General features: G+C 62.9%; 13 protein-coding genes and 1 pseudogene. 6 read left to right on the forward strand and 8 right to left on the reverse strand.

Features of this window, described 5'->3' with window-relative positions; all coding sequences use genetic code 11:
• The first annotated feature begins 39 nt into the window (after positions 1–39).
• On the forward strand, positions 40–1,065 hold the full coding sequence (locus tag ACFPWW_RS07960; RefSeq protein WP_112705962.1) for an RluA family pseudouridine synthase: 1,026 nt from the start codon (positions 40–42) through the stop codon (positions 1,063–1,065).
• Positions 1,066–1,078: 13 nt separating this feature from the next.
• On the opposite strand, the gene ACFPWW_RS07965 is transcribed toward ACFPWW_RS07960, so the two are convergent.
• Positions 1,079–1,237, reverse strand: a complete 159-nt coding sequence (locus tag ACFPWW_RS07965; RefSeq protein ID WP_112563191.1) for an entericidin — start codon at positions 1,235–1,237, stop codon at positions 1,079–1,081.
• Positions 1,238–1,506: 269 nt separating this feature from the next.
• Between ACFPWW_RS07965 and rpoH the strand changes: the two genes are divergently transcribed.
• Positions 1,507–2,415 (forward strand): RNA polymerase sigma factor RpoH, encoded by a 909-nt coding sequence (gene rpoH / locus ACFPWW_RS07970; protein ID WP_037104500.1) that lies wholly within the window; start codon positions 1,507–1,509, stop codon positions 2,413–2,415.
• A gap of 83 nt (positions 2,416–2,498) precedes the next feature.
• On the opposite strand, the gene ACFPWW_RS07975 is transcribed toward rpoH, so the two are convergent.
• Entirely contained in the window at positions 2,499–4,871 is a 2,373-nt protein-coding gene (locus tag ACFPWW_RS07975) for a hypothetical protein (protein WP_377311312.1), read from the reverse strand.
• 60 nt (positions 4,872–4,931) lie between these two features.
• Positions 4,932–6,230 (reverse strand): adenylosuccinate synthase, encoded by a 1,299-nt coding sequence (locus ACFPWW_RS07980; RefSeq protein WP_112562849.1) that lies wholly within the window; start codon positions 6,228–6,230, stop codon positions 4,932–4,934.
• Positions 6,231–6,417: 187 nt separating this feature from the next.
• On the opposite strand from ACFPWW_RS07980, the gene ACFPWW_RS07985 reads away from it, so the two are divergent.
• Entirely contained in the window at positions 6,418–7,335 is a 918-nt protein-coding gene (locus ACFPWW_RS07985) for a DMT family transporter (protein ID WP_112753652.1), read from the forward strand.
• On the opposite strand, the gene ACFPWW_RS07990 is transcribed toward ACFPWW_RS07985, so the two are convergent.
• Both ACFPWW_RS07990 and ACFPWW_RS07995 read right to left on the reverse strand, forming a co-directional pair.
• Positions 7,332–8,180 carry a GNAT family N-acetyltransferase gene (locus ACFPWW_RS07990; protein ID WP_112562853.1) on the reverse strand — a complete coding sequence of 283 codons (849 nt, stop codon included), beginning with the start codon at positions 8,178–8,180 and terminating at the stop codon, positions 7,332–7,334. The two genes, ACFPWW_RS07985 and ACFPWW_RS07990, sit on opposite strands and share 4 nt — an antisense overlap.
• Positions 8,181–8,448: 268 nt before the next feature.
• Positions 8,449–8,787, reverse strand: a complete 339-nt coding sequence (locus ACFPWW_RS07995) for a hypothetical protein (protein WP_112705966.1) — start codon at positions 8,785–8,787, stop codon at positions 8,449–8,451.
• 262 nt (positions 8,788–9,049) lie between these two features.
• On the opposite strand from ACFPWW_RS07995, the gene ACFPWW_RS08000 reads away from it, so the two are divergent.
• Positions 9,050–9,259: a KTSC domain-containing protein gene (locus tag ACFPWW_RS08000; protein ID WP_112705967.1), complete on the forward strand. Its 210-nt coding sequence runs from the start codon at positions 9,050–9,052 to the stop codon at positions 9,257–9,259.
• 128 nt (positions 9,260–9,387) lie between these two features.
• Positions 9,388–10,227: a DUF6030 family protein gene (locus ACFPWW_RS08005; protein ID WP_112755566.1), complete on the forward strand. Its 840-nt coding sequence runs from the start codon at positions 9,388–9,390 to the stop codon at positions 10,225–10,227.
• Here the strand turns inward: ACFPWW_RS08005 and ACFPWW_RS08010 are convergent, their stop codons facing one another.
• Positions 10,228–10,761 (reverse strand): hypothetical protein, encoded by a 534-nt coding sequence (locus ACFPWW_RS08010; protein ID WP_377311313.1) that lies wholly within the window; start codon positions 10,759–10,761, stop codon positions 10,228–10,230.
• A gap of 268 nt (positions 10,762–11,029) precedes the next feature.
• Between ACFPWW_RS08010 and ACFPWW_RS08015 the strand changes: the two genes are divergently transcribed.
• Positions 11,030–11,230 (forward strand): KTSC domain-containing protein, encoded by a 201-nt coding sequence (locus ACFPWW_RS08015; protein ID WP_051942244.1) that lies wholly within the window; start codon positions 11,030–11,032, stop codon positions 11,228–11,230.
• A 122-nt stretch (positions 11,231–11,352) separates the two neighbouring features.
• Here the strand turns inward: ACFPWW_RS08015 and ACFPWW_RS08020 are convergent.
• Positions 11,353–13,163, reverse strand: a pseudogene (locus ACFPWW_RS08020) (putative bifunctional diguanylate cyclase/phosphodiesterase).
• 131 nt (positions 13,164–13,294) lie between these two features.
• Entirely contained in the window at positions 13,295–15,079 is a 1,785-nt protein-coding gene (locus tag ACFPWW_RS08025) for an IlvD/Edd family dehydratase (RefSeq protein WP_112562867.1), read from the reverse strand.
• Positions 15,080–15,249: the final 170 nt, after the last annotated feature.

A 15,249-nucleotide genomic window follows, 5' to 3' on the forward strand; every position in this document is an offset into this window, starting at 1 on the left:
TGGCGTCCCGTTCTAAAAATACGTCGGAGAAGAAGCGTCTTGAGCGACCCCTTTAAACAAGCAGATGACAATAGAAAAGTCCTGACCGCCGACGAGACGGCCGAAGGCCGCCTCGATGCATGGCTGACCGCGCAGGTCGGCGAGGAGTTTTCCCGCAGCCGCATCAAGGCGCTGATCAAGGACGGGCAGGTATTCTTGAAGGGCGCGCCCGTTACCGATCCGCAACGCAAGGTGCGAGCTGGCGACAGCTACGAGATCACCCTGCCCGAGCCTGAAGATCCGGCGCCGAAGGGCGAGGCTATTGCGCTCGATATCCTCTACGAGGATGAAGACGTCATCGTCATTTCCAAGCCCGCCGGCCTCGTCGTCCATCCCGGTCCCGGCAACTGGACCGGCACTCTCGTCAACGCGCTGATCCACCATTGCGGCGACACGCTCTCCGGCATCGGCGGCGTGCGCCGCCCCGGCATCGTGCACCGCCTCGACAAGGATACGACCGGCGTCATGGTCGTCGCCAAGAACGACATGGCCCACCGCCATCTCTCGCTGCAGTTTGCCGATCACGGCCGCACCATGCCGCTGGAACGCGCCTATCAGGCGATCGTCTGGGGTCGTCCGCGCGCGCTCTCGGGAACGATCGACGCGCCGCTCGGCCGCGCCACCGGCGACCGCACCCGCCGCGCCGTCAAGCGCGCCGACAGCGACAATGCCGACGAGGCGATCACCCATTACGAAGTGCTCGAACGCTTCCACGAAAACCCGGATGCGAGCGCCCTCGCCTCTCTGGTCGAATGCCATCTGGAAACCGGCCGCACCCACCAGATCCGCGTCCACATGGCCCATATCGGCCATCCGCTGCTGGGCGATGCCGTCTACGGCGCCGGCTTCAAGACCAAGGCCAATCTACTGCCAGACGAGGCCCGCAAGGTCGTCAGGACGTTCGGCCGCCAGGCGCTGCACGCCTACATGCTGCAATTCGAGCATCCGCGGACCGGCGAGGTGATGCATTTCGAAGTGCCGTTGCCGGACGACATGATCGAGCTTGCCGAAGCGCTGCGCGGCTGAGAGGTTGCGACCGCTATTTGGCGCCTGCACCCAGGATCCGGTGCGTGGCATTGTCGAGAGCATGGCTGGTATCGCGCCCATCCTCCGCCAGTCCCCTTGCCGTATTGGCGCAGGATGAAAGAACGGCCGAAAGCGAAAGCAGCAGGATGGCGGCAAAAGCTGGTCTGGTCATCAGGTTCCCCTCATCGAAGCGGTCGGGCAAGAGTGCCGCCGCCACTGGAAAAATGCGGCAGCCGCCTGTAAAATCAATGCCGGCGGCAGGCGCCGGCCAAGGCCCGATAACGGGCTCGTGAACGCCGGGACCACCTTGAATCCCCGTTTCGCCATACTTATCTGTAAATGGACCTATTGCGGGCTTGAAGAGAGCCGCATGTCCCGGTTTGCCTTTAACGCGAGGGCGCGTTCCATCGGGAACCGGAATCCATATAAGGAGGGTGCATTATGGCCCGAAATAACTTGCCGTCCATTACCGCCGGCGAAGCCGGTCTCAATCGTTACCTCGACGAAATCCGCAAATTCCCGATGCTGGAGCCGCAGGAAGAGTACATGCTCGCCAAGCGTTACTCCGAGCACGGCGATCGCGACGCCGCCCACAGGCTCGTCACCAGCCACCTTCGCCTCGTCGCGAAGATCGCCATGGGCTATCGCGGCTACGGCCTGCCGATCGGCGAAGTCGTATCCGAAGGTAACGTCGGCCTGATGCAGGCCGTCAAGAAGTTCGATCCGGAACGCGGTTTCCGCCTTGCAACCTACGCCATGTGGTGGATCAAGGCCTCGATCCAGGAATATATCCTGCGTTCGTGGTCTCTGGTGAAGATGGGCACGACCGCCAACCAGAAGCGCCTGTTCTTCAACCTGCGCCGTCTCAAGGGCCGTATCCAGGCTATCGACGACGGCGATCTGAAGCCGGAACATGTGACCGAGATCGCCACCAAGCTGAACGTCTCCGAGGAGGAGGTCGTTTCGATGAACCGTCGCCTTTCCGGCGACGCATCGCTGAACGCCCCGATCAAGGCCTCCGAAGGCGACAGCGGCCAGTGGCAGGATTGGCTCGTGGACGACCACGACAGCCAGGAAGACGTGCTGATCGAGCAGGATGAGCTCGATACTCGTCGCCGCATGCTGTCGAAGGCCATGAGCGTGCTGAACGACCGCGAACGCCGCATCTTCGAGGCTCGTCGCCTTGCCGAAGATCCGGTGACGCTGGAAGACCTTTCGGCCGAATTCGACATCAGCCGCGAGCGTGTCCGCCAGATCGAGGTCCGCGCCTTCGAAAAGGTGCAGGACGCGGTCCGCAAGGAAGCGCTGGAGCGCGCCAAGGCCGTGCGCGTGGTCGAAGCCACAGCATAAGCCGGTCGCAGTGACGACATGAAAAAGGCGGGTCTTTGCGGCCCGCCTTTTGTTTTGCCCGGTTTCTTCAGGGATCTTCGACCTCACTGGCTGGTCGAGAGATCTCCGAGCGCCGTCCATTCCTTGATCGCCGTGTTGAAGGCATTCCCGCCAGTGGCGCCCTTCTGCATGGTCAAGAGCGCCCGGCGGCCGTTGCGATAGGTGATCGGAATGTCGATCCAGTCGCGGGTGGCAAGAAGGTCCAGATTGGCCTTGCGCGCATCCGGATAGTCGTTAAGCGCGATCATATGGAAATCGTCTGTGATCTTGGCCGGAACCGCAATCAGCGGATCGCCGCGATCCTGCTCGGTGCGCTTCATCGAAATGCGCTGGACGCTGTCGATACTGCCGCCTTCGAAATTCGGCGGAACCGAGAAGACGATCTCGACCAGATGGCTTGCCGGCAGCGACGGATCGGAATTGCGCTTGAAGGTCAGCAGTGCCGAAAGGTTGCGCTCCGGCACGGTGACGTTGCCCTGCACGGTGGCCTCCTGACGGCCGTCCTGTCCGGCCTCGTGCTGCACGGTCCAGACGACGGACCCCTCGATTGCCGTGGGCGAGCTTTCACCGATCCGCTCCTCGTAGAGGAACATCTTTTCCGTGGCGCCCACAGGCGTGCTCTGTGCGGCGGGCGCTGCGACAGCGCCGTTCGGTGTCAGGTTTTCGGCGGGCGCAGCATCGGACTGGACGCTCGGCGCGCTGGTATCGGCGGCAGCGACATTCTGCTCGGCGACCGACTTGCCTTCCGCCGTCGGCGTGCCCGGCACGGCCGCAGGTCCGCTGTCGACTTCGGTGCCATCGGCAAGCAGCCGCTGGGTGAACTTGGTATTGGCGGCCGAACCGTCGAGCGAGGCGACTTCCTGGTTGGCTCGCGCCGGCGGCGTCGCAGCCCCCTCATCCGTCGCCCGGGGTGTTGCGGATGTGCCGTTCTGCTGCGCCGGAGACGTTGCCCCCGGCGTGGCCGCATCGTCGCGCGCCGCCTGCGACGGCGCCGAACTAACGAGACCGTCGACCATTGCCATTACTGCTTCGCGGTTCGTCCAGCCGGCATAGGCGCCGCCGCCAAGAATGCCGAGCGTCACGAGCACCGCCAGGATCGTGCCGATACCGAAGCGGCGGCGCTTGGGCTCCATGCGGAAGCTCTTGCCCTGCATCTTGGAAGCGACGATCTGGTCCAGATCCATCGGCGGATTGCTGTCGTCGTCGTCGGCTGCAGCGTTGCGGCGGTCGTAACCACGCAGCGCACGCGCCTCGCGCCAGCCTTCGCCGGGGGCTGCGGCCGGTGCGGGAGCCGCCGAACTGGAGCCGTTGCCGGCATGCACTTCCGCAAAGATATCGACGTCGTCGAAATGCGCGGAAACGGGCGTCTTCTTGTCCGTGCCGGCCTCGATCGGCGGCAGGTCGTCGAAGGCGGCCGCTTCCCAGGAGAAGTTTTCCTTGGCAGCCGGCATGGCGGCCGGCGAAGCACCGTTTCCGAGTGTCGAGACCTCGTCGAAAGCGCGTGCCGAAGCATCGGCGGGAACGGCAGGCGTAGCCTCGGCAAAGGATTGGAGCTCCTCGCGCGCCCACTCGGTCTCGGCTTCCTGCGGTATGGGAGCCGGCGTTTCGGCAGCCGGCTCGGACCACATGCGATCGAAATGCGCTGCCGCATCCACCGCAATCGGTTCCTCGCGCGTGTGCTCGATGAAGTCGTTGGTCTGCGGCTGCGATTGCGGTTCGAAATCGGCCATCGGCTCGACAAGCCGATTGGACGCGCGGTCCAGGCCGCGCGGCGCCGGCTGGTGAACCTCTTCCTCCACCTCGCCGGCGGTTTCGGCTACCGGCTCGGCAGCGACCTCTTCGGGACGCGGCTCTTCGCGGAAATATTCCTCCACCGGTTCATGAAGGTGCTCGGGCTCGCCATGATCCTGAGCCTCCTCCGGCACGCGCCATTCCTCTGCCGGCGCCTCCTCTTCGTGAGAGGGATGCCATCCGGCATGTTCGGGCACGGCCTCTTCGGCGGGAGCAGCCGCCTGGACGACCTCTTCCGGCTCGGCAGCCTGCTCGTAGACAGGCTCCGCGTCCTGCCGGTCATCGCTTTCCTCGGCAGGCGCCTCGGCAACGGAGGCCGGCTGCCCGGGCTCCGGTTCGGCTTCGTGTTCGGGCGCCGGCTCCTGATAGGCTTCGGGCTCCGGAACGGCTGCGACAGCCTCTTCAACAGGCATGGCTTCCGAATGCTCGGCCTCGACTTCGCGGATTGCGGCCTCAAGCTTTTCAAGCTGGCGTTGCAGCATGGCTTCCGGCGGACGCGGCTTCATGTTCTCGAGCTGCCGCTGCACTGCGCCGCGCGCACGCTCGTAGACCTTCACCCGCATCTCGGGGGTATTTTCAGACAGGCCGTCGACTGCCCGCCGAATAACTGCAATAAAATCCGCCATCAGTACTTTCTCAAGAAGTCCGGCACACTCCCGAACGGTCGCCTTAAGTGACCCGCGACATTAATCCTCAAACGGATCGGTCACAAGTATGGTGTCGTCACGCTCAGGGCTGGTGGAAAGAAGCGCAACGGGCGCGCCGATAAGCTCTTCGACCTGGCGAACATATTTGATCGCCTGCGCCGGCAGATCCGCCCAGCTGCGAGCGCCGACCGTCGATTCCTTCCAGCCTTCCAGCGTGACGTAGATCGGCTCGACCCGAGCTTGCGCTGCCTGGCTTGCCGGAAGATGGTCGATCTGTTCGCCGTCGAGCGTATAGCCGACGCAGATCTTCAATTCGTCGAGGCCGTCAAGCACATCGAGCTTGGTCAGCGCAATGCCGCTGATGCCGTTCGTGGCGACCGACTGGCGCACGAGGGCTGCGTCGAACCAGCCGCAGCGACGCTTGCGACCCGTCACCGTGCCGAATTCATGGCCCTTCTCACCGAGGAACTGACCGATTTCGTCCGTCAGCTCGGTCGGGAACGGACCTTCGCCGACTCGCGTCGTATAGGCCTTGGTGATGCCGAGAATATAGCCGAGCGAACCCGGCCCCATGCCCGAACCCGCCGCGGCCTGGCCGGCCACCGTGTTGGACGAGGTCACGAAGGGATAGGTGCCGTGATCGATATCGAGCAGGCTGCCCTGCGCGCCTTCGAACAGGATGCGAGCGCCCTTGCGACGCTGCTTGTCGAGGAACAGCCAGACCGTATCGCGGAACGGCAGAACCCGATCGGCGATCGAGGTCAGTTCGTCCATGATCGCCTGATGGCTGACTTCGGCAACGCCGAGGCCGCGGCGAAGGGCGTTGTGGTGGGTCAGGATGCGATCGACCTTGCCCGGCAGGGCTTCGAGGTCCGCAAGATCCATGACGCGGATGGCGCGACGGCCGACCTTGTCTTCATAGGCCGGGCCGATGCCGCGCCGCGTCGTGCCGATCTTGGTGCCGCTGTTGGAGGCCGCGTCTTCGCGATAGGCATCGAGTTCGCGGTGCAGGGACAGGATAAGGGTCGCGTTGTCGGCGATGCGCAGGTTTTCCGGCGTCACCTTCACGCCCTGCGCCTCCAGCCGGCCGATCTCGGCGATCAGCGCATGCGGGTCGACGACGACGCCGTTGCCGATGACGGCCATCTTGCCGGGGCGCACGACGCCGGAAGGGAGCAGCGAGAGCTTGTAGCTCGTGCCGTCGATGACGAGCGTATGGCCGGCATTGTGTCCGCCCTGATAGCGCACAACGATGTCAGCACGTTCCGAAAGCCAATCGACAATCTTGCCCTTGCCTTCGTCACCCCACTGCGAACCGACCACGACCACGTTCGTCATCTAACTCTTCCTGTTACCGGCGGAGAACCGCACACCTGCTCAAACCCGCGCATCTATAAAGCTTTGTTTTTGGGAAAGCGACCCTGTTGTCACAGCAGATTCGGCTTTTTACGTGACAAATCAGCCGCCGGCAGGCTAAGCCCGGTCATAAAAGCCCGCCAGAGACGACATGCACGGAAAGAGCCCCTTGCAAGCCACAGCCTATATCTGCCTCGTCATCGCGACGCTCTGCTGGGGCGGCAATGCCGTCGCCGGCAAGCTGGCGCTCGGCCATGTCAGCCCGATGATGCTGACTTTCCTTCGCTGGTTTCTGGCGCTCGTGCTGATCGCCGCCGTCTCGCTGCCGCAGTTGAAGAAGGACTGGCCGGTGGTGCGCAAGAACCTGCCCCTGCTCTTCTTCTACGGCGTGATCGGCTACACGACCTTCAACGCCATGCTCTATTCGGCCGTGCAATACACGACGGCAATCAATGTCGCGATCGAGCAGGCCGGCATTCCCATGCTGATCTTCCTCTTGAATTTCGTCTTCTTCCGCACCGGCGTTTCGCTGGCCCAGGTGATCGGCTTCGGCATGACGCTTGTCGGCGTCGGCCTGACGGCTGCCCATGGCGATCTCGAAACGCTGCTGCAGCTGAGCCTCAACCGTGGCGACGGCCTGATGCTGATCGCCGTTGCCGCCTATTCCGTCTATACGATCTTCCTGCGCTGGAAGCCCGTCGTCGACTGGCGCACGCTGATGGCGATCCCGGCGCTTGGTGCCGCCCTGACCGCCCTGCCCCTGCTGGTGTGGGAAGCCTCCCGCGGGACGGCGCAATGGCCTGACGGCGAAGGCTGGGCGATCGCCGTCTACACGGCAATTTTCGCCTCTCTGCTGGCCCAGATACTGTATATCAGGGGCGTCGAGGAAATCGGCGCCAACCGCGCCGGCCTGTTCATCAATCTCGTTCCCGTTTTCGGCACGCTGCTTTCCGTGGCATTGCTCGGCGAAACGCTGCAGCTTTTCCACATGATTGCGCTCGTGCTGACGCTCGGCGGCATCGCCATCGCCGAAACCGGCCGCCCGAAGGCGGCGGCGCCCACCGTGCCGGCTTCGCCCGTCGACTAACCGAGTTCCAGCGTCGTCACGCCATAGACGTTCTTCAGCGGGATTTCCGGAGCCGGACCGCGATACATGCGCGCGGTTTCCATGACGGGTTCGAGCCCGATGCCTTCGGCAAGCGCAATCGCTTCGCCATTTCCGGCCGGGATATCGATATAGATCGACGCGCCGTGCGCCTGTGGAATGAGACCGGCCAGAAGGGCGGCCGCACTGTCTGCGTCGCCGGCAAAAAGCGGGCCGATCTTATAGCCCTCGTAACAGCGGCGGATCGTGCCGTAACCGCGGATCTTGCCGCTCTTGCGCACGACAAGCGAGCTGCGCCCCTTGCGCGCCGTGCACCAGGCGGCCAGGAAAGCTGCCCGGGGCTGCGGGAAAATACCGTTGTCGTAGCGCAGCAGGCCCTCGAGCCGTGCATCCGGAACCGGCTGCGCGACGAGTGACGATTGCGGCACCGATGTCGGCACGCCGCCATAACGGATCGTGTTGTAGGCAACCTCGAAACCGGCCTTGCGGTAGGCTGCCTGCTGGGCGGCAACGCCATCGAGGCCGATCGTGCGCTCCCCCGCCGATGCGATACCGGCATTCCAGATCGCCTTGCCGAAACCCCGCCCGCGGAAATCGGGATGTACGATGTAAAGACCGAGAAAGGCGAAATTGTCGCCATATTTGACGACCGAGATGGAGCCGACCGGCACCTCGCCGATGGCGCCGACGAAAAATCCGGAAGGATCGGCTTCGTGGAATGCGATCGCATCGTCGAGGCCGGGATTCCAGCCCTCCTGACGTGCCCATTCCAGCGCAAGCTCCAGTTCGCCGGGCCGCATGGAACGAACGGCAAATTCCGAATTCATGCAACCTTCCCAGATTGAAACCCGCAAGTCCATTTTCTGATGCGCCAAGCAATCGCCAAGTCGATTGCCCCAGCGCTCAGACCGGTGATGATGAACTTGCGTTCACGGCTTGAACGATGCGTGTCGTCGTTTTGAAATGCAATGCAAAAGAACTTCGATCTCGCCTTAGCATGAAACAATGTAATTGCAATCTCAAGAAAATTACTACGCCCGCAGGATCCTTCCGGCGGGCGCAAATCGAAAGACGAAACTGTCAGGCATTGAAGCCTTAGCGCAGAAACGGCCCCAATGCTTCGGCAGCACTGATGGTCTCGGCCGCCTGACTGACAACCCTGTCGAAGACGAAGCCGACGACGATGGTCAGCTGCTGCGAATAGGCCTTGAGCCGATAGCCCTCGCCTTCGGCCTGGACCGGCGCTTGCAGGGCCAAGGGCACGTTCGGGCGAACGAAACCGGCGCTCGTCGTCAGCGGCTCCTCGGGCAGGTGGCCGATGGCCGACGTATACATGAGATCGCGGCCAAAGCCGCCCGGGCCGAAAGCGAAAGCCGGCTGGCTTGCGCCCGATGCCGCAATTGCGAGTGCGGCGACAAGAAGAAGTCTGCTCATCGAAAGTCCCCGTTTCCAGCCGGCCGGCTGTTTTCACCTGGCCGCAGCGCCGGTCGCATCTGTCCATGCCCGGCCGCTTTCATGAGGCTCACTCTACATGCCGCTATTTGCAGGCCTTTTAAACCGATCCCTACAATTTTATTGAAACGCGGTTTTTTAGACTGTCGCTGTCCAGGTAGAAAACAATCTTTACCATACGCCTTGACGGTATCTTCGCATCCTTATTTTTAAGCTGCCTCAAAACGAAACAGGGGCAAAAACGATGCACGAAGTTCCCGTCAAATCCAGGATCATCCAGAACGTCTATTTCAGCCAGGAAGACGGGCGTCTGCGCATCTGCTTCCGCAACGGCGAGGAGCGCCTGTTCGAGGGCGTGCCGGCCGACGACGTCAGCACCATGGTGACGGCGCCCTCGCCGGGCCAGTATTATATCGACCGGATCAGAAAGCGTTACCGGCGCATCGCGGCCTGACGCATTTCGAAAGCTTTGCCGGCGCGGCTTGAAAGCGATCGCGCCGCCCCCGGACCGAGATCGATTGCCACATCGGCGCGAGCCTTATAAATGATGACTTCCATTGTCCGAGGTCTCGCGAACTGACGATGCCATCGTCCGATCAGAACATGAAACTGGCGCCGCAGCCGAAAAAGGGCCGCGCCGTCATGTGGCTGCTGATTGTCCTGTCCGTCTCGATCGTTGGCGCAACGGTGCTGCTGTCGAATGACATGCGGCACCTGAAGTCGCTCGCCCACTCTTTCGGCATAGAGCTTTTCCCGCCCGCAGCGCCCCCGCCTCCGCCGCCGCCCAGGGTTTTCCGCCGCACCGAGCCGGTCAGCATCAAGATCGCGCCGCGCATGTTCGACCCGCCGCAGCCCGCACTCGCGAGCGTCTTCCTGCGCACATGGCGGATTTCCGGACCGGTCATGTGCGAGGCGCTGCGCTCTGCTGGCGTCGAAACCAGCGAATGGACGGAAACGGCCTTCAATTCCGATACGTACGAATGCTCCTACGAACATATCTACAAGAAGGAGAAGGAGCATATCGCCAGCTCGCTCTTCCTCGTCGTGCGCGGCAATGGCAGGGGCACGATCACCAGCATGCGCGTGAAGCTCGTCGGCCCCGCGACCGACGGCAACGGACAGCTCGACCCGAGCATATTGCGCATCTTCGAAACCATGCTGACGCAGCCGGCCTGGCTGGATTTCCACGAGGCGCTGGCGGCGATCCGCAATCTGAAGGATGTGAAGGAGGAAGGCTTCGGCGCCCTCATCAACTTCACCCAGGAATATTCGCGGCCGGGCGCCTTCAACTTCACGCTCCTGCTTCAGGAGACCTCCGCCCAGCAGCGCCGCACCAAGGACTACTTTTCCCCGAAGACCTGGCTGCCCGCGCCCGACCCCTCCTGGCTGGTGCCGGAACTCATCTTCTGGCGGCGCGTGTAACTACCGCGCGCCGGTAAAGAGCTGCGGCCGCGGCACTCCCTTGAGCAGCCCGGCAAGATCCTGACCGTCCCGCAGGCAGCTGACCATGAACAGTTTCGGTGCCAACGCCTTGCGGCTGCACGCGATGAAGCCGCGGCGCAAGACTGTCCGCAGCGCCCCTGCCGCATTCTGACCGCAGGCGAGACGCCGCCCGTTCGCATCCACACAGAGCGCCCGCGGAGCGATGCGCGGGACACCGGCAAGGACGAAAGTGTTGCCGTCGAGGGAAAAGGTCGCGTTGTCGATGACCGTCAGGGACCGGTCCGCCGAAAACTTGAAGGGATAGCGATCGGGCACGCGCTCATAGAGCTGGTGGCCCGGATCGACATGAACCGGCACGGAGGTCCAGATCGCCCCGCTTTCCGCATCCATCCGCGGCGTCGCATCGACCGGAGAGGCGACGAGATAGGAGGCAAGAGCCATCGCGCCTATAACGGCCGCGAACGCACAACAGACGCGGCCGGCAAGAAGGAGCAGTTCTGCAATCACCCGCAAGGTCATCCCCGTTTGAAGGCTGGACGCAAACGTCTTCGAACACGCGCTGGAGGAGCATGTTTCCACCCCAGGGCGTGCGCAATCCTCCTAATCCTTCCGAGCTAATTTAGCGCGTCAAACTTCAGACGCATTTAACTCAAAATAGGTGCGGCTCAGCGCTTTCGATCCTTGACTTGAATCGACCAGAGATTAGCTTTGGGGCTGTCTTGAACCGCTCGTCGGATCCAGCAGCCACCTCTCTCGCGCGAAACACATCGGGGAGTACCGCATGGAAACTAGACTGCAGTCCAAACTCATTGAAGCGATCGACTACAAGCGCGAGACCCGACACCTCACGCTCTATCTGACCAACGGCCAACGCCGGCATTACGAGGACGTCCCGGAAGGCATCGTCGTCGGACTGACCGCAGCAGCTTCTCCTGGCGATTTCTACATGAGCCAGATCCGGGGCCGCTTCCGCACGACCTGAAAAATACGGCACGCACCCAAGGCGTGCCGTGTCGGCGCACCCGGAACCAGCCCAGGCCGTTCACCGGCTGGACCGGCAAAACCGCAACCCTCCGACCATCCACTGGATCTCAGCTGCAAATCTCAGCCGGCAACGCTTCGCGATTTGTCGTCGTGTCCGGTCGCTGCAAGCAGGCTTCCCGTATCGGCGGCGCTGGAAGGATAGCCGAGGGCAAAACCTTGCAGGCTGTCGCAGCCGAGCCGTGACAGCGTGACCGCATGCGCCTCGGTCTCCACCCCCTCGGCAATCACCTCGACATCGAGCGCCTTGGCGATCTCGACGATCGATCCGACCACGCGCCTCTGCTCGGCCGATTCCACAACATCGGTAACGAGCTGGCGGTCGATCTTCAGCCGCTTCGGTTTCAGGCGCACAAGGCCGATCAGCGAGGCGTGGCCGGAACCGAAATCATCGATCTCGATATCGATGCCCATCTGCTTGATGAGGTCGATATTGGCGAGGAATTTCTCGTCGCAATCGTCGAGGAAGATCGTTTCGACCAGCTCGAAGACGATGGCGCCCGGCGGGATGGCCAAGCGGCGCAGCTTGTCCAGCAGCGCGGGATCGGCAAGACGCCCGGGCGATATGTTCACGGCGATGCGCGGCACCTTGCAGCCCGCAGCCTGCCAAGCAAGGCGATCCTCGAGCGCGCGCTGCAATATCGCGGCATCGATATCGGCCGAAAGCCCGTACTCATCCGCAACGCGCAGGAAAACGCCCGGCGCAAGCAGGCCCTTTTCCGGATGGTTCCAGCGCGCCAGCGCCTCCAGCCCGGTGATCTCGCGGCTGCGCGCGTCGAGCTGCACCTGATAGTGGGGAATGATCTCGCCCTGTTCCAGCGCCTGGGCCAGATCCTCGGCCAGGCGACGCTTGCCGCGCAGGTCGTCCTGAAGCTGCCGGCTGAAGAATTCGATACGGTTGCGGCCGAGCTTTTTTGCCTGGTAGAGCGCCAGATCGGATTCGGCGAGCAGATTGCGCGCCCGTTTGTCGTTGCTCCAGGAAACGCCGATCGAGGCGCCGGACTGCAGCATCTCCTGCCCGAAGCGGATCTTCTTGCGCAGCCGCCGCTGCACGTCCTCGACGATCGCGGTCAACGCGTCGAGGCCGGCGAAATTGACCAGAACGATGACGAAATCGTCGCCGCCGACACGGGCGGCCATGCCATCGGGGGGAATGGCCGCCAGGATTCTGAGGGATGCCGCGCGCAACACGGCATCGCCGGCAGCGTGCCCGTGGCTGTCGTTGATCTGCTTGAACTGGTCGAGATCGAGATGCAGGACCGCAAGCGTCGATACGCTCTTGTCCGCCAGCAGCTCCGCAAGCCGCCTGTCGAGCAGGCGCCGGTTCGGCATGCCGGTCAGGTAATCGTGATTGGCGACATGCTCGATCCGCGCGTTGCTTTCTTCGAGCGCCAGCGCGCGGGCTTCCGCCATCATCTTCTGTTTGCCGAGCTCGGCATTAAGCAGCACGTCGGAGGTCACGTCCCATTCGGCGCCGATGAAGGACGGCGTGCCCTCCTCGTCGACATAGAAATGCGCGCGTGAGCGCAGATGCCGGATCTCCCCGCTCGGCAGAATGATGCGGAACTGGGAATTGTAGGCGCCGCGTTCTGAGATCGCCCGCTCGAAATCCTGCTCGGCCCGTTCCCGGTCCTCTGGGTGAATGGCATTCGTCCACACCCAGGTCGGCACTTCCCGATCCGTCTGGCCGGTACTGTACAGGCGGTGCATCTGCGCATCCCAGAGAATAGCATCCTTGTTGATACTATGCTCCCACACACCAATCTGCGAAGCATCAAGCGCCAGCTCCAGTCGCCGAAGAAGATCCTGGAACTCCTGCTCTGATCGCGTTGGTTTATTCTCGGGCAATTGGTCTCAGCCTTGGAAGCCTGCAAAAACTGATAATATAGTCGCAAGCCCTCATTAATGAAGCCTTTTCGTAAGTACCGAACTAGTTACTAGGTGAACTGTTCGTTACGACTGCCTCCTTTTCGCTCAGTATTCTTTTGCCGAACAAACGCTTCAATCAATGATTGTGCCTTGGCGGATTGCTGGCGATCTGCCGGAAATCGGCCGCCCCTTCGATGACCGCACCGTCGGAAAGCTGCGTCACCGTCTTGCGGTAGATGCGCTGCCACGGCGTCGCATCGGCGGGCACCGGCGGGATTCCCTCGGCCTTGCGCCGTTCGATCTCGGCCTCGTCGACCAGCATGTCACAGCGGCCCTTGTTGAAGTCGATGCGGATGATGTCGCCGGTCCTCAGCCACGCAAGCCCGCCGCCGGCTGCACTTTCCGGCGAGGCATTGAGGATCGAAGGACTGTCCGACGTGCCGGACTGGCGCCCGTCGCCGATCGTCGGCAGGCTGTTGATGCCGCGCTTCAGGATGTGGTCCGGCGGCTGCATGTTGACGACTTCTGCCGAGCCCGGCCAGCCGAGCGGGCCGGCGCCGCGGATGGCGAGGATCGTGTTTTCGTCGATACCGAGCTGCGGATCGTTGATGCGCTTGTGATAATCTTCCGAACCGTCGAAGACGACGGCCTTGCCTTCGAACACGCCTTCGCGGCCCGGCTCCTGCAGGTAGCGCTTGCGGAAATCCTCCGACACGACGCTCATCTTCATGATGGCGAAATCGAAGAGATTGCCCTTCAGAACGAGGAAGCCCGCACGCTCCTTCAGAGGCTCGTCATAGGGCCTGATGACGTCGCGGTCGCGTGCTTCACGCCCTTTGAGGTTTTCCCGCATGGTCTTGCCGGTGACGGTGCGACAGTCGCCGTTGAGCTTGCCGGCCTGCAGCAATTCCCACATGACGGCAGGCGTGCCGCCGGCACGGTGGAACTTCTCGCCGAGATAGGCGCCCGCCGGCTGCACATTGGCGAGCAGCGGAATGTCGAAACCATGCACCTGCCAGTCTTCCGGATGCAGCTCGACGCCGGCATGTTTCGCCATGGCGGCAAGATGCGGCTGGGCGTTGGTCGAGCCGCCGATCGCCGAATTGGTCTTGATGGCATTGAGGAAGGCCTCGCGCGTCAAGATATCCGACGGCTTCAGGTCTTCGAGCACGATCTCCACGGCGCGACGGCCGGTGCGATAGGCCATCTGGCCGCGCTCGCGATAGGCGGCCGGAATATTGCCGCAGCCCGTCAGCGACAGGCCGAGCGCCTCGGCGAGCGCATTCATCGTCGAGGCCGTGCCCATCGTGTTGCAATGGCCGACGGAAGGGGCCGAATCGAGCGCCGTCTGCAGGAATTCCTCTTCGTCGATCTCGCCTGCCGCAAGCTTCCGCCGCGACTGCCAGATCGCCATGCCGGAGCCGGCGAGTTTTCCTTCATGCCAGCCGTCGAGCATCGGCCCGCCCGACAGGACGATTGCGGGAATATCGACCGTCGAGGCCGCCATGATCGCAGACGGCGTGGTCTTGTCGCAGCCGGTCGTCAGCACGACGCCGTCAAGCGGATAGCCGTAGAGGATTTCGACGAGACCGAGATAGGCAAGATTGCGGTCGAGGGCCGCCGTCGGGCGCTTGCAGTTCTCGAAGATCGGATGGGTCGGAAATTCGATCGGGATGCCGCCCGCGTCGCGGATGCCGTCGCGCACGCGCTTGGCCAGTTCGATATGGACGCGGTTGCAGGGCGTCAGGTCGCTGCCGCTCTGGGCAATGCCGATGATCGGCTTGCCGGACCGCAGCTCCTCCGGCGTCACGCCATAGTTCATGAAGCGCTCCAGATAGAGGGCCGTCATGTCGATATGATCGGGATTGTCGAACCAGTCCTGCGAACGCAGGCGGCGCTTGGCGGTCTTGCTGTCGGTCATTTTCGTCCTCCCGGCCGGGCATTCCTGCCGTCTTTCGATGCGTGCATCACCCGGCCCTCCCGAACTGTTGCCTGCCTTTGATAACCCCCTCGCATCAGCATGCAACCGTTTTGATGAACGTAACGCATTTTTGTCGCATGCCCGAAAACGAAACGGGCGAGGACCGAAGT

The sequence above is a fragment of the Rhizobium sp. GCM10022189 genome (assembly GCF_042656325.1).
GTDB lineage: Bacteria > Pseudomonadota > Alphaproteobacteria > Rhizobiales > Rhizobiaceae > Rhizobium.

Excerpts from the sequence above, each read along its gene's own strand:
- ACFPWW_RS07965 (WP_112563191.1), bottom strand. The coding sequence starts at position 1,237 with ATGACCAGACCAGCTTTTGCCGCCATCCTGCTGCTTTCGCTTTCGGCC.
- rpoH (WP_037104500.1), top strand. The coding sequence starts at position 1,507 with ATGGCCCGAAATAACTTGCCGTCCATTACCGCCGGCGAAGCCGGTCTC.
- ACFPWW_RS07975 (WP_377311312.1), bottom strand. The coding sequence starts at position 4,871 with ATGGCGGATTTTATTGCAGTTATTCGGCGGGCAGTCGACGGCCTGTCT.
- ACFPWW_RS07980 (WP_112562849.1), bottom strand. The coding sequence starts at position 6,230 with ATGACGAACGTGGTCGTGGTCGGTTCGCAGTGGGGTGACGAAGGCAAG.
- ACFPWW_RS07990 (WP_112562853.1), bottom strand. The coding sequence starts at position 8,180 with ATGAATTCGGAATTTGCCGTTCGTTCCATGCGGCCCGGCGAACTGGAG.
- ACFPWW_RS07995 (WP_112705966.1), bottom strand. The coding sequence starts at position 8,787 with ATGAGCAGACTTCTTCTTGTCGCCGCACTCGCAATTGCGGCATCGGGC.
- ACFPWW_RS08000 (WP_112705967.1), top strand. The coding sequence starts at position 9,050 with ATGCACGAAGTTCCCGTCAAATCCAGGATCATCCAGAACGTCTATTTC.
- ACFPWW_RS08005 (WP_112755566.1), top strand. The coding sequence starts at position 9,388 with ATGCCATCGTCCGATCAGAACATGAAACTGGCGCCGCAGCCGAAAAAG.
- ACFPWW_RS08015 (WP_051942244.1), top strand. The coding sequence starts at position 11,030 with ATGGAAACTAGACTGCAGTCCAAACTCATTGAAGCGATCGACTACAAG.
- ACFPWW_RS08025 (WP_112562867.1), bottom strand. The coding sequence starts at position 15,079 with ATGACCGACAGCAAGACCGCCAAGCGCCGCCTGCGTTCGCAGGACTGG.